The organism is Cyclobacterium sp. (assembly GCF_014762705.1).
In the GTDB taxonomy this organism is placed as follows: domain Bacteria; phylum Bacteroidota; class Bacteroidia; order Cytophagales; family Cyclobacteriaceae; genus Cyclobacterium.
Window position 1 is genome coordinate 52470 of sequence record NZ_JABURL010000065.1, and the last position, 14759, is coordinate 67228.

12 protein-coding genes and 1 riboswitch are annotated in these 14759 nt (G+C 42.4%); of the genes, 8 read left to right on the plus strand and 4 right to left on the minus strand.

Annotated elements, in window-relative coordinates:
• Nucleotides 1-376 precede the first annotated feature (376 nt).
• From HUJ21_RS12245 to alr, 3 genes are all read left to right on the plus strand, one after another.
• Nucleotides 377-1597, plus strand: coding sequence for a carboxylate--amine ligase (locus tag HUJ21_RS12245; RefSeq protein ID WP_291370165.1), 1221 nt, complete (start codon nucleotides 377-379; stop codon nucleotides 1595-1597).
• Nucleotides 1598-1741: 144 nt separating this feature from the next.
• Nucleotides 1742-3736 (plus strand): hypothetical protein, encoded by a 1995-nt coding sequence (locus tag HUJ21_RS12250; RefSeq protein ID WP_291370166.1) that lies wholly within the window; start codon nucleotides 1742-1744, stop codon nucleotides 3734-3736.
• Nucleotides 3730-4887 (plus strand): alanine racemase, encoded by a 1158-nt coding sequence (alr, locus tag HUJ21_RS12255; protein WP_291370168.1) that lies wholly within the window; start codon nucleotides 3730-3732, stop codon nucleotides 4885-4887. Before HUJ21_RS12250 ends, alr begins: the two co-directional genes overlap by 7 nt.
• Nucleotides 4888-4916: 29 nt before the next feature.
• Here the strand turns inward: alr and HUJ21_RS12260 are convergent, their stop codons facing one another.
• The 4 genes from HUJ21_RS12260 to HUJ21_RS12275 form a co-directional block, all read right to left on the minus strand.
• The gene (locus HUJ21_RS12260) at nucleotides 4917-5627 is read right to left on the minus strand and encodes a glycerophosphodiester phosphodiesterase family protein (RefSeq protein ID WP_291370170.1); all 711 of its coding nucleotides are present in this window, start codon (nucleotides 5625-5627) and stop codon (nucleotides 4917-4919) included.
• Between the two features lie 179 nt (nucleotides 5628-5806).
• On the minus strand, nucleotides 5807-6196 hold the full coding sequence (locus HUJ21_RS12265) for a VOC family protein (RefSeq protein WP_291370246.1): 390 nt from the start codon (nucleotides 6194-6196) through the stop codon (nucleotides 5807-5809).
• 8 nt (nucleotides 6197-6204) lie between these two features.
• Nucleotides 6205-7272 carry a homoserine O-acetyltransferase gene (gene metX / locus HUJ21_RS12270; RefSeq protein ID WP_291370172.1) on the minus strand — a complete coding sequence of 356 codons (1068 nt, stop codon included), beginning with the start codon at nucleotides 7270-7272 and terminating at the stop codon, nucleotides 6205-6207.
• 8 nt (nucleotides 7273-7280) lie between these two features.
• Complete coding sequence (locus tag HUJ21_RS12275) at nucleotides 7281-8585, minus strand: O-acetylhomoserine aminocarboxypropyltransferase/cysteine synthase (protein ID WP_291370174.1); 1305 nt, start codon at nucleotides 8583-8585, stop codon at nucleotides 7281-7283.
• A 191-nt stretch (nucleotides 8586-8776) separates the two neighbouring features.
• A riboswitch (SAM riboswitch) is annotated at nucleotides 8777-8886 on the minus strand.
• 123 nt (nucleotides 8887-9009) lie between these two features.
• Here HUJ21_RS12275 and HUJ21_RS12280 point away from each other — a divergent pair.
• The 5 genes from HUJ21_RS12280 (at nucleotide 9010) to HUJ21_RS12300 (ending at nucleotide 14705) form a co-directional block, all read left to right on the plus strand.
• A complete protein-coding gene (locus HUJ21_RS12280; RefSeq protein ID WP_291370176.1) occupies nucleotides 9010-10068 on the plus strand; it encodes an acyloxyacyl hydrolase in 1059 nt (352 codons plus the stop codon).
• 149 nt (nucleotides 10069-10217) lie between these two features.
• The gene (locus HUJ21_RS12285) at nucleotides 10218-11858 is read left to right on the plus strand and encodes a S8 family peptidase (protein ID WP_291370178.1); all 1641 of its coding nucleotides are present in this window, start codon (nucleotides 10218-10220) and stop codon (nucleotides 11856-11858) included.
• Between the two features lie 19 nt (nucleotides 11859-11877).
• A complete protein-coding gene (locus HUJ21_RS12290) occupies nucleotides 11878-13026 on the plus strand; it encodes a cysteine desulfurase family protein (protein WP_291370180.1) in 1149 nt (382 codons plus the stop codon).
• Nucleotides 13027-13057: 31 nt separating this feature from the next.
• Nucleotides 13058-13543, plus strand: coding sequence for a cyclic pyranopterin monophosphate synthase MoaC (gene moaC / locus HUJ21_RS12295; RefSeq protein ID WP_291370182.1), 486 nt, complete (start codon nucleotides 13058-13060; stop codon nucleotides 13541-13543).
• Nucleotides 13527-14705: an NTP transferase domain-containing protein gene (locus HUJ21_RS12300; RefSeq protein WP_291370184.1), complete on the plus strand. Its 1179-nt coding sequence runs from the start codon at nucleotides 13527-13529 to the stop codon at nucleotides 14703-14705. Before moaC ends, HUJ21_RS12300 begins: the two co-directional genes overlap by 17 nt.
• Nucleotides 14706-14759 lie beyond the last annotated feature (54 nt).

A 14759-nucleotide genomic window follows, 5' to 3' on the forward strand; every position in this document is an offset into this window, starting at 1 on the left:
CCTGAGGGTTTTTTTCGAAAACAATATCGGATACCCAAAAAGATTGTTATGGGCAAGGTAGGGGTTGTAGTTTATGTGTGCTTCTTTTTTCATCGTAAACCATACAAATATTTATTTTTTTAATGAAAAATACAAATGTTGTCACACAATAATTTGCAATCTGCTTTTTTTTGGTATTCCATTTTTTGAGATGTCTGGTGTTTCCGCTTTACCGAATTCCAGGCTATATCCGAAAACCGGCAAAATAAAATGCTCTATTTTGATTATTTTAAGATAGGAATTAAATAAAATAGGAAATTTTTTTTATTTTTCTATTATAATTGACTTTAGCCTGTTTTTTGTTGTAAAAGAAAACGAACCAAAAAACTATATAAAAATGGCAAAATGTTTCGCACTAATGGGTTGGAGTTTACCCGTAATTGAAAGTATGCAAAAACTTAACAAACCCTATGTTGTAGTATCCTACCCGGATTTTGAAGGCTATGCCAAAGAAAATAATATTCCTTTCGTCTCTTATCAATTTGATGAATGGAGCGATTCTTCCAATTCTTTGGACCTGAAAGCCAAGCTGGATGAATTTGGTGCCGATGTTGCCGTGCCTCTTTTTGAGGAAACTGTAGAATGGGCGGGAGCTTTGAATTCACTTTACAGGGACGATCCAAGGGTGCTCAACAGGGCTTTTTTGTTTAGAAATAAGGCCATGATGAAGCGAAAAGCATTAATTGGCGGCCTTCGTGTAGGACTATTTGAAGAAGTTTATAGTAAAGAAGGTGTCTTAAATTTTATGGAAAGGCTGAATCAGGCCAATCTTCAGATAGATGGTGAAGAAGATAGCTGGGTACATATTAAACCTTTTGCATCAGCGGGAACGGTAGGTCACCGGTTGCTGCGATCCAAAAAGGACGTTGAAAACAAATGTGTTGACGAAGATTTCCCCTGCCTAGCTGAGAGTCATCTGCCGGGTAAAGAGTTTTCATGTGAAGCGTTTATTCACGGTGGTAAAATCAGATTTTTAAATATTACTGAATATGTAAAACTGGGCTACAGCAACTTTATCCCTGAAGGCAATTACCTGCATACCAAAAGGGATAAAATAATGAAAGAAATGCAAAAGCTGGTGGATATTTTTGGTATTCAGTATGGAATGATCCATCCGGAATGGTTTCTGACCGAAAATGATGAAATCAGCTTTGGTGAAACTGCCTGCAGAATTCCTGGTGGACATATATTGGAACTTTGTGGTAAGGCCTATGGTTTTGATGCCCTGGCTGCTTTTGTCCTTTGTCACGATCCAGATTTAACGGAAGAGGAATTAGCAGAAATTTTACCACCTTTGGATGCCAGGCCTAAGGAATTTTATGGAAATGTCATGATTTATCCCCATAAAAATCAGATTTCCAAACTGATTATTCCGGAGGAATTAAAAGAAGAGTCTTATTTTCTGGACCATAATTTGATACCTCCCATGACCACTCAAAAAATCAGTGACAGAGAGGGGTTTGGAAATCATTTCGGAACTGTTAATTTTAAGGGAGAAGATCCGGACAGGATGACGGAACTATTACTCCACTATGAAAATGTGGATTTTTATCATTAATCAGTAAAAGCTAATAAGTTATATTTGATAGTCTAGTGATTTATTTCTTCATTATGTAAAATCAGGTAGAAAAAATATTGACAGCTAAGTTTGTCAATATTTTTTCTTTTCACAATTGTAAATATTTTAAGTGTTAAACCATTCATGCAAAATCAGGAGATAGTAGAGAGAAGCCAGGAGCTTTTTGAGGAGTTATTCAAAGAATACAAAGAAGCTACAGCGCTAACCAGCAAACAAAAAGCCCAGAAAATAATGGGGCAATTGGATACCTGGTGTGATAGTGAGGAAGGAATATCCAGGATTTACGAAAATATTCCCAAATTGGTGGGTGCAGGCATTTTAAAAGATTCACCCTGGGAGCATCCGGGAAAATTGGTTCCTGCTTTGGTCAATGGCACTTATAAAAGTGGACACCCCAATTCCACCATTGAATTGCTCAGTGAGCTTAGGATGCTGGCCATTGCAAAAGGGAAAATGAAATCGGATGAAGTTAGTGCCGCAGAAGCCGAAAATTTTGTTCAGGAGGTAATCGTCTACAATCTGGAATTTGTTTTCAATGAGCCTCAGGAAGAAACCCGGTTGATAATGAGTGGGCATGAGTTGAAAAAAGTACATTCTCTTTTTCTTTTTTTATCCAATAGTGTTAAACTTTCGAAAGTCAAGTCAAAGCTTGCGGAGGAATTGAAATTGATCTGTGAGCAACGTCCGGTGGTCACAGAGAAACAACGAAGGATCATCGCCTTGGTGAAAGAAAAAATTGAACTGGACCCCAATGACCCTGAGGATGAAGATCTATTGGCATTTCAAAGGAGCATTTACCGACCTACCGAAAGAACAACTGGTAAAACGTTTCAGAAATACCGGCAGGAATTGGATAAACTGACCATTGCAGAACTTGAGTATGAAGCAAAGGAAATGGGAAAAGTGATGTTGCAATTTGGCCTGGTTAGTCAATACCATGCGGTATTATTGCTTCATCTTGTAAGAAAAGAATTGTATGAACTGGTACCTCCATGTTTTGCGCTAAGTGCGGCAGGTGAAGCCAGGTATCACGAATACAGGGATTTTGTGAGTTTTTTAATTGTTCAGGTAATTGATCCCTTCAATGCACAATGTTTGTATGGGCTCGCCAAAATGCTTGAGAACGGCGTATTGGCCAGAGAAGCTGTTCGTTCGGGTTTATTTAATCTTTCTAAGATTACCATTCATCCTGAGGTAGTCAAAAGAATCTTGAAATCCACCAGAACGCCCCACGAGAAGGTTACCCCTAAACAATACCTGATAGGGTCACTTTTCAGGATTTTGGGTCAGCCACTTGGCGTAGGCCAGGGAAATAATCCCACCTGCCAAAGTGCCCGGGGTATCAGCATGTGGAGTCAGCATGCACCGGCCAAATTGATCCATATGGTGCAAACAGCAGCAGAATATGATGACCTATCCTTCAGGTTTGAGGGGCAGGAGGTGAAATATTCTCAAACGCAACCGGGATTGGTACAGGTTCTGGACCATCACCTGGATGCCGTATCCGTCACTTTGGTTCCCATGCTCGACAGGATTTATAACGACATGATGTTGCGCGCTTCGGGAAGGGGAGAGGATCCGCACAAGTGGGTCAACCCAGCCCTGTATGGCCAATGGATTCAGATTGGCTTTGCCTCTGCATACGACTATCTGTACAATGCCATCATTGATTTTGATGGATTTGTCAGGGTATTTTATTCCATGTTTCATCCGAAATACAACGGAGGTCACAGGATGGTATACCCAAATCCGGTCGGAATTTTTGTTACTACGGCAAAAGGGGAAATGTTGGGCTTTCATGCTGTTTCTTTGCTCCGCATAGATGAAGACAATACAGGGGAATTGAGGGCATATTTTCTCAATCCGAATAATGAAGGCCGGCAAGATTGGGGGCAGGATATCAAACCTTCTGTTTATGGTAAAGGTGAAATTCACGGTGAATCTTCACTTCCCTTTCACCAATTTGCAGCCAGGACTTATGCCTTTCACTACAATAATCTTGAAGCAGCGGGTATAATGAACAATGTGCCCGCCAAAGAGGTTGAAAAAGTAAAAAAACTAGCAAAAGAAAGTTGGGGAAAATCTTATACCTGGTTAGAAACCAAAAGAAAATGGTAAGACACTCATCAAGAATAGAATTAAAACAATCTGCTTATAAAAGTAATATCAATTTTATCAGGAAGAAGATAGGCGAAAAGCCTATCCTCTCTTCTGTTGTTAAGGCCAATGCCTACGGACACGGGATTGAATCTTTCGTGCCTATGGCAGAAAAGTGCGGTATCAATCACTTTTGTGTGGCCTCCTCATTCGAAGCCGAACAAGTTTTGCGGGTTTGCAAAAAGGAGAGTCATGTGGTGATTATGGGTATCATCTATCAAGAGGATATACCATGGGCAATAGAGAATGATATTGGCTTTTTTGTATACAATTATGACCGGTTACCAATAGCCCTTGAGGCAGCCAAAAAGGTAGGCAAACCCGCGAGAGTACATGTAGAAGTAGAAACCGGAGCCAACAGGACTGGAATGCATGAGAAAGAATTTCCAAAAGCTTTGACATTTTTGAAAAAAAATACGGAATGGATTTACTTTGAAGGTCTTTGTACTCATTTTGGAGGAGCGGAAAGTATTGCCAACCAGTTTAAAATTGACATGCAGCACAAGAGGTATAAAGCGGCCCTTAAAATATGTAAGGAAAAGAACATTCTACCAGAATTACGCCACATTGCTTGCTCTGCAGCAGCCCTTGCGATGAAGGATACTGTTTATGATATGGTACGCATAGGAGTGGCACAGTACGGTTTCTGGCCAAGCCCTGATGTATATTTTGCCCATCTGCATGAAACCAACAAAAAATCCGACACTTCCCTAAAGAGGATTTTTAGTTGGAAAACCGATGTAATGGATATCAGAAATGTGGATCAGGGAGAGTTTATTGGATACGGGACAGCTTTTCAAGCCACCCAGCCCATGACAGTTGCCGTTTTACCATTGGGATATTCCAATGGATATCCCCGGGCTTTGTCCAATAGGGGTCAGGTGTTGATAAAAGGCAAAAAAGCTCCGATAGTTGGCCTGATCAATATGAACTTGTTTATGGTGGATATCACCCATATCCCGGAAGTAAAGGTTGGAGACGAAGTGGTGTTGATTGGAAGACAAAATAATAGTGTAATCAATGTTTCCAGTTTTACCAATGTCACCCAGCTGCTTAACAATGAAATGCTTAGCAGGCTTCCTGCCGCCATACCAAGAACAGTGGTCAGGTAAGGGTTTCAATCATTTTAAATATAGGTGTTTTACCGAATTAATGTAAACAACTTTTCCGGTTCATCTGTAGTAATAAAGTCTACCTTCTGGTTTAGCAGCCAACGCATGTCCTCTTCCTTATTTACGGTCCAGGAATTTACTGTAAGGCCCAGAGATTGTGCTTCCTGAATCCAATGGGGATTTTCTTTCAGTTTATTGATGTTATAATCAAAACCAAAAAATCCGGCTTTCTTTAGATCGGCTGGAGTTTTGTCTCCTGTCAGGTAGGCAACATTGGCATTGGGATCCATTTCCAGTACTTTTAAACCAATGTCATAGTCAAAGGTAATATAATCAACCCATTTTTCAGCCTTTAATTTTTTCACCAATTCCACAGATTTAGCGGCAAGTTGCTGCCCTCTCTCTTTGGATATTCCGGAAGGTTTAATTTCAAAGATCAGCTTGGTTTTATGTTGCATCATGCCATGTTTGATATAGGCTTCGACAGTAGGTATTTTCTCTCCATTGGGCAGGGGAAATTCCAGCAATTGTGCATAGGTCACTTCTTCGATCTTCATGCCTTCATGATCAGCATCATGATTGGCTACCAGTACCCCATCGGCAGTCATCCATACATCAAATTCTGATCCTTCACATCCCAGATCTATGGCTTCCTGTAAGGAGGCCAGCGAATTTTGGGGGTGGGAACTGGCCTTCCAGGCACCCCTGTGGGCGATAACCTTGTTTTTTAGAAATTCCATATTTTGGGCTTTACAAAATAAAATACCGGCACAAATAAAACATACCGTAAATAAAGTTTTGTAGATCATTTCAGTTTATCAGTTTAAAAGAATGGATGGCTGCAATATTCGAAAAGAAAAATAAAACCACAAGATAATGAGGTGAAATAACCATTAAAAAATTAATCACCTGGAAAATTTTATTCCCAAATACCCTTCGGTACGATTTCCAGCACATGGCCAAATGGATCGTCAAAATAAATGCTGTTCTGATTATTCCCCCAGTCCTGGGTATGGGTAATGGCAATACCCTTGTTGATCAGCAGGTCTTTTGTTTTCTGGAAGTCTCCGGCCGGTACTTCAAATGCAAGGTGTTGCTTGCCATAGGCAAAATGTGGGGGTAATGTGGATTCTTCTTTGGTTACCTCAGGCAAAAAACAAAGCAAAACAGTTGAGCCGCATCTAAAAAAAACATGCCTTTCCTCCACTATTGAAATCAGGGGCATTTCCAGTAATCCCTGGTAAAATTCAATTGCCTTTTGAAGGTCGTCAATATACAGGCAGGTTTCTTTAATACCGGTGTAGGGAATCATGCTATTCAGGTCCTTATGGAATGGTTATTTTCCAAATAAAAAGATTGTAAGATGTATTGAAGTTGTTCGTATTCTATCAGGAAAGCATCATGTCCATAAAGGGAACTGATTTCCCTGTAGGTTCCCTTGGGTACATGCAGACTGATAAACCGGGACTCTACGCAGGTAAACAACAGGTCCGTATCAATTCCAATGGAGAGCACCCTGCATCGGATTTTAGCCAAAGCAGCTGCAGTCCCCCCTCTGGCTCTTCCCAGGTCATGGCTATCCATGGCTTTGGATAGGGTCCAGTATGAAAGGGCATTGAACCGGTTTGCCAATTTCATGCCCTGATAGCGCAGGTAACTGCTGATTTTGAAGTTATCTCTTTTTTCCTCGGTTTCACTTTGATGCTGAATAAATGTCTGCGGATGCCTGTAGCTGAGCATGCCTATGGCCCTGGCTGTTTCCAAACCTTTTTTTCCCGCTTCAGCATCCATACTGCCCCAGGTTTGGTCAGATTCAATGGCCATCCTCTGGGTTTCATTAAAACCGATGATCCAGGGAGATGCTTTGGCATTGGAAGCGATTATAATGGCATTATTTAGCCTTTCTTTCAAGGTATAGGCCCATTCCAGGGCTACCTGACCACCTAATGATCCTCCAATCACCGTATCAATTTGATCCAGACCCAGGTGAAGCCTCAACTGATCCATGGAAGCAGCAATATCCCGGGTAGTAAGGTTCGGGAAATCGTAATAATAGGGTTTTCCTGTTTTGGGGTTTACACTCAGGGGCTGCGTTGACCCATAACAGGATCCCAGGAAGTTGGCGCAAATGATGAAATGACGGGAAGGATCATAGAATTTATCCTCACCGATCAAGCCGGCCCACCATTCCTGAGGGTTGGCATCACCTGTAAGGGCATGCAAGACCCAGACAACATTGTCTTTTTTGTTATTAAGTTGTCCCTGGGTAGTAAAGCTCAACTGAAATTCGGGCAATATTTCTCCTGATTCCAAATGGAGGGCTTCCTTGCAATAGAAAATCTCGTGGGTCATTTCAATGGACAAATGCGGCGATTGGAGGTTCATTTTAACAACTATATTTTATCAAATGCAGCACTTAGGTCTGCTTTCAGGTCATCTAAGTGCTCTATACCACAAGAAATTCTCAACATGGTAGGTGTCACTCCGGCAGCCAGCTGAGCTTCATCTGAAAGCTGCTGGTGGGTGGTGGCCGCAGGCTGAATGATCAGCGTTTTGGCATCCCCAACATTGGCCAAATGGGAAATCAATTCCAGGTTGTTGATAAAGCCAGAAGCGGTTTCCTTTTCCCCTTTCAATTCAAAACTCAAAACTCCTCCATATCCATTTGGGAGGTATTTTTTTGCCAATTTATGGTATGGACTTGAGGGCAGCCCCGGGTAATTTACTTTCTTGACCTTGGGGTGTTTCTCCAACCATTGCGCAAGGGCCAGCGCATTGTCTACAGTCCGTTGTACCCTTAAAGAAAGCGTCTCCAGGCCCTGGATTAGCAGGAAGGAATTAAAAGGGCTGGGTGCCGGACCAAAGTCTCTAAGCCCTTCCACCCTTGCACGGATAGCAAAGGCCACATTGGGCATGCCCAGGGGGTTGTCATATCCAAAGGTTTGCCAGAAATTAAGACCATGGTAACCCTCAGAAGGTTCCGAGAACTGAGGGAATTTTCCATTTCCCCAATTGTAATTTCCACCATCTACAATGATACCCCCTATGGATGTGCCATGGCCGCCAATCCATTTGGTGGCAGAAGATGTGACAATATTCGCACCATGCTTAATGGGCTGACAGAGATATCCGCCTGCTCCAAAGGTATTATCGACTACCAGGGGAATGTCATATTTTTTGGCCAAAGCAGCAACCGCTTCAAAATCCGGAACATTGAACTCCGGATTGCCGATGGTTTCAACATATATGGCTTTGGTGGTACTGTCAATTTTTGCTTCCAGGTCAGCGGCTTTGTCTGATTTTGCAAATCTGGCTTCAATCCCTATCCTTTTAAAGGATACTTTGAATTGATTGTAGGTACCTCCATATAAAAAGGGAGAAGTAACGAAATTATCACCTACGGTAAGGAAGTTATTCAAGGCCAGAAACTGGGCTGCCTGCCCAGATGCAGTAGCCACAGCAGCAACCCCGCCCTCTAAAGCTGCCATTCTTTTTTCGAATACATCCGTGGTAGGATTCATTATCCTGGTATAGATATTTCCAAATTCCTTTAAGGCAAAGAGATTGGCCCCATGATCGGCTGAATTGAACACATAAGACGTGGTCTGGTAAATGGGCACTGCCCTTGAATTGGTCGTTGGATCGGCTTCCTGACCGGCATGAATCTGTAATGTTTCGAAACGATAATCTTTTGACATGTTTGTTGTGTTTTAGGTTTATTTTTTTGATTATATAGCTATAAATATACTAAATGCATCAGGTGATTCCCTTAAGCCGGAAGCAAAGGCATGGGATGCTCATCTGAGCACTTGAATCGCAGTGAATACCTCGTAAGAAATTTTTGGAATTTTTATCCTTGAATAAATATAAAATTGAACTCATTCTATAGAATTTATATTTCCAAATGAAACTGTTTTCATCTGGCAGGAATTGGCACCTTGGATTTTCCAGGTTGCCAGAGGGTCGCCGAGCCTGTCTCTTACCTCTTCTATATAAATCCTTTATACCGTAAAAAGTTAAAGGATGATGCAAAATAAGCTTAGATTGGTATATTTTCCAATAGATCCCTGCGATTTTTTCTTTTATTGAAACAAAATCACAGGAATTCAGTGAGATAAATTGATGGAAAAGTATCTATACCTTATGCTGACAAGCCTGGTTTGGCTTTTTTTGAACATGGAAGCCTTTTCTCAGGGGCTTTCCCGAATTGGCCTGGATGGGCAAAGCGGGTGGATTATTCCGCACTCAGCAGAGTTGGTTCCCATATCTCAAAGCCATCCTCAGGGGTTTCAATTCAATTGGGAATATCTTCCGATGAATAAAACTGCCTGGGAGCATTGCAATTGTTTCTATTACTGGGGCGGTACTGTTGGTTATACCAATTTTAATCATCCCAAAGTTTTGGGAAATGCGTATTTTTTATCCGGATATTTTGAACCCATTTTATGGAGGCGAAAGGATTGGCAAATCAGCATAAGGGGAGCTATGGGCGTCACCCACCTTACCCGGGTTTTTGATGCCAACACCAATCCCCAAAACACCTTCTTTAGCAGTCCAGTAAGCTTTTTATTATCGGTAAGCCCCAAAATAAACTACCAGCTGCATGATAATTGGTCAGTAAATACCGGCTTTAACTATAACCATATATCCAATGGCGGCCAGCGGCAACCCAACCGAGGTATGAATTTCCCGGGTTTTGGACTTGGCTTAAGTTATTGGTTTACAGATGAAGATTTTCCAGAATTTGAAAAACCCCCATTTGAATCCCGCAGCTATTTTATTCTGGAAGGTTTTGGTACTTTCAGGGATAACCCCGCTGGTTCCGGAAGACTTCCTGCAATTGGCATTACAGCCGATCTGATGTATGCCATTTCGCGGATCAATAATCTCGGTATAGGACTGGAAAGCACCTGGGATCAATCTTTACGCAGCAACAGGCAGGGATCCGGTTTTATACCGGCCCTATTTATTTCCCATCACCTGACTTTTGGGAAAATGGATTTTAGCCAACGCATGGCCTATTACCTCAGCAAGCCTGATGGATATCAGGAAGGCAAGCTGTTTTACCAGCGTTATTCTTTATCCTATCAGTTTAAGACCGGGTTTCGATTGGGGGCAGACATGAAAGTACATGGTCATGTTGCTGAAAACATCGGTTTCAGGGCAGGCTGGTTGTTTTAAAACAAATATGTTTACCGTACAAAGTGAATTCCAACCAAAAAAATTTTTGAAATTTGATCCGATTCAGATCTTTAATAACTTTCATCCGTTATACAAATGAGTTTTACCATACATCATAAAAAATTCGACAATTGTTAGTATCCGATCTTATGAAAATTCATCTTAAACATCATTTTTATACCCTTTTTATGGGTATCTTCTTTTTTGTCGGCACGTCCTTTGGATTTGTCGTTGAAAGGGACAGTATCAAAACGCCGGATAATTGGTTTCTACTTGATCCATTGGAAGATGGATTTATGGGAACAGGTACCGAAAAAGCTTATGACCTGATCTTAAAAGATAAATCACCCAAACAGACGGTAATCGTTGCGGTGATTGATTCTGGAATTGATCTGGACCATGAGGACCTGGAAGGAAAAATATGGGTAAATGAAGGAGAAATTCCCGGAAATGGTATTGATGACGATGGGAATGGTTACGTGGACGATGTGAACGGATGGAATTTTATCGGTGGACCTGATGGAAGCCATGTGGATGCTGATTCTCATGAATTAACGCGTGAATTCATCAGGTTAAAGGCCAGGTATGGAGAAATGGAGCAGGACGAGGTAAAAAGAAGAAACAGGGAAGAATTTGCTTATTGGAAGCGGGTGAAAGCCAATTTTGAGGAGAGCCAGAAGGAAGCCGAAATGAACTTTAACATGTATTCCAACATGAGTAAGGGCTTTTCCGGGATGGCTGAATTGCTCAAAGAAAAATTTGATTTGGATAATTTTCGAAAAGCTGACCTGAAAGATTTTGATACCTCGGACGAGAAAGTGGCAAGTGCAGTGGACATGATGAATCAATTGTTTTCCATGGTAAACCTGCAGGATCCCGGCATCAATGAGATTCTGGAAATGTTAAAGGAGGCAGTTGAACATTATAAAGTACAAGCCGAATATGCTTACAATACTGATTTTGATCCAAGGGATATAGTCGGTGATGACCCCGATGATTATACCGAAAAATATTATGGCAACAATGACCCCACAGGTCCAGACCCATCACATGGTACACATGTGGCCGGTATCATAGCTGCCAAAAGAGGCAATAACATTGGTGTGGATGGGATAGCTGAGCATGTGTTGATCATGGCCATTAGGGCAGTACCCAATGGGGACGAAAGAGATAAAGACATCGCCAATGCCATCCGTTATGCTGTTGACAATGGTGCCCATATCATCAACATGAGTTTTGGTAAATCTTATTCTCCCGGTAAAAAACAGGTAGACAAGGCGGTAAAATATGCTGCCAGAAAAGGAGTATTGCTGATCCATGCGGCCGGCAACAGTGCCAAAGAAATCAATCCGGACAATAATTTTCCGAACCGCTGGTATGAGAGGAGAGGGGAATCCAACTCCTGGCTGGAAGTAGGAGCCTCATCGTCCCTGGATGGGGAGAACCTGCCTGCCGATTTTTCCAATTTCAGCAAGGAAAGGGTTGATTTGTTTGCTCCGGGTGTGGATATTTATTCTACTGTTCCCGGTTCTGAATACAAATCCAACAGCGGCACAAGCATGGCTGCTCCCACAGTATCCGGGGTGGCTGCCTTATTGCTGGCCTATTATCCGGATTTGAAAGCCAAAGAAGTCAGGTCAATATTGAGAAGTTCAGTTTACAAACCTGAAGTCGTAGAGGTAAACCTCCCCGGAGAAGAAAAGACCACTCGCTTTGATGAGCTCAGTGGAACGGGTGGTTTGGTCAATGCTTATCAGGCCGTTCAAATGGCAGAAAGCATGGAGAAGTAATAAACCTATTCTTCAATAAATGAAATCCTATCCCATCTATTTGGATCACAACGCCACCACTCCCTGCCACCCTTCGGTGCTGGAAGAAATGATGCCCTATTTTGGGACTCATTTTGGCAATGCATCCAGTAGTCACCATCCATACGGATGGATGGCAGAGGAAGCTGTGGAAATGGCCAGGGAGCAGGTTTCCGAATTGATAGGTGCTCAGGCAAAAGAAATTGTATTTACGAGTGGAGCCACAGAGGCCATTAACCTGGCCATCAGGGGTGTAGCATGGGCGCAGAAAGCCAAAGGAAACCACCTTATTACCCTGGAGACGGAACATAGTGCCGTTCTGGATACCATGAAATCACTTGCTAAGCAAGGTTTTGAGATCAGCTATTTGCCGGTGAATGAGGAAGGTTTGGTATCTCTGGAATTGTTGAAAAAAACTTTCAGAAAAACGACCATATTACTGGCTGCCATGCTTGCCAATAATGAAACCGGGCTTGTGCTACCTGTTCGTGAAATGGCCGCTATGGCCAAAAAGAATGACGTGCTTTTTTTTACGGACGGGGTGCAGGCTGTAGGTAAAATTCCAGTGGATGTCAGGGAGGCAGACATTGACCTGATGGCCCTTTCTGCCCATAAAATGTATGGCCCCAAAGGAGTAGGAGCATTGTATCTGAGGAAATCCCAGCCACATATCGGGCTGGAACCACAAATAACCGGAGGAGGGCAGGAGACCGGAAGAAGGAGTGGAACCCTTAACGTCCCGGGAATTGTAGGTTTGGGAAAAGCTGCGGAGTTGGCCTTGAATGAATTTCAGGAAGATGGCATCCGCCTGTCTGCTTTGAGGGATGAATTGGAAGAAGGACTGCTGAAAATTCCTGGCTCCGAAGTAAATGGGTCCAGGAAAAACAGGCTGCCACATGTAAGCAATATTTCTTTTAAAGGCATTCCCGGCAAACCTTTTCTGATCCGGGTTAACAAGGGCCTTGCAGTGAGTTCAGGTGCTGCCTGTAGCAGTATTACCGACAAACCTTCCCACGTGCTTACCGCAATGGGTTTGGATGCTGACACAGCAATGGCTACTTTGCGGTTTTCCCTGGGAAAATCTACCAACAATGACGAAATTGCGCATGCCATTGATTGGGTTAGGGAAGTGTACAGGGATTTGAAGTAATCATCAGTATCCTATAGTTAATGGAATAGCTATGTCAGAAAAAAACTTTTCCCATCTGGATAAAAAAACCGGAAATCCCAATATGGTGGATGTGGGTGAAAAACAACCCAGCCAAAGAACAGCCAGGGCTTCCTGCCGGGTGGTTTTGGGAGAAGAAATCATCAGGGAGCTATCAGCATCTGCTGATCTGATGACAAAAAAAGGCCCTGTTTTTCAGACGGCCATTATCGCCGGTACCATGGGTGCCAAACAAACTTCCAACCTGATTCCACTTTGTCATCCCATTGGATTGGATGATTGTAAGGTAAGCATTGAGTTGTACAACGAATCAGAGGTACTCGTTCAATGTAGTGTAAAGGTATTTGGAAAGACCGGCGTGGAAATGGAAGCCATGACGGGTGTTTCCGTGGCAGCGCTTACCATTTATGATATGTGCAAAGGTTTCTCACATGACATTATGGTAAAAGAGATCAGATTAGAAGAAAAAAAGGGAGGAAAACGTGATTTCAAAAGATAAACATCAAAAACATGCCAAGCTTGCCAAAGCTCAATTTGGAGATTTTGGTAGGCTTGAACTGGGATTTTTGGGAACTTCCTGTAACCTGATTCAGGAAATGGCCAGGGACATTATCCAAAAGCTTTCCCCTGATTTTGGTTTGGCTTATGTAGATGCAGATCATCAGGAGGGAGATCAGTTATTGGCCGGAGCAGGAGATCCGGATAGTCTGATGCGATATCCGGAGTTCATGGAAATGAGGGACAAAATTGTTTTCAAAAGACTGGACATGCGGCTGGAAGATACCTCTGTTTTTGAGCAAAGAGAATGGCTCAACAGACAGGATTTGGTATTGATCAATGCCAACCATTTTAAGGCAACCCATCAGGTACTGGTCATAGATCCCAAAAAACCTTTGGATAGAAAAATACCCAAATTAACCCAGGTAAGCCTTATTCTCATGAAAGAGGGAGTAAGTGAAATACCTGAAGTGGTTCGGGAGCATTTGCCCAAGTGGAAGGAAATTCCCGTTTTTGGAATCCAGGAGATAGATAGATTGGCAGGATTTGTAAAGGAATTTATCATTAATCACAGGCCAAAAGTAAACGGCTTGGTATTAGTCGGTGGTAAAAGTACCAGAATGGGCAGGGACAAATACAATCTGACCTATCATGGTAAAAGTCAAAAAGACTACATGATGGATTTGCTTGCCCCTTATTGTAATGCTGTTTACCTTTCCTGTAACCCAGACCAGGCTGGTGAATTTCAAAATTCATATCCCCTGATACAGGATACTGTTCTTCATTTAGGTCCTTTTGGAGGACTGCTCTCAGCTTTTATGAAAGATCCCGATAAAGCATGGCTTACAGTGGCTTGTGATCTACCTTTTTTGTCCGAAAAAACCATTCAATATTTGATAGCGCACCGAAATCCCTCCAAATTGGCCACCGCATTTTTGGATCCGAGGGGAGAATTTCCTGAGCCATTAATTACACTTTGGGAGCCACGTGCCTACCCGGTGATGTACCGTTTTTTAAGTCAGGGATACAGTTGCCCACGTAAGGTGCTGATCAATTCTTCTATTGAGCTACTTGACGCACCTGATACCTCGGAGTTTCAAAACATCAATTATCCCGAAGATCACGAAGCGGCCATGACGGTGCTGAAAGGCAAAAACTCCTGAAACCAAGGACTGAATTTCATTGACCCCAAGCCAAAAATTTCAGGTATATTTGTG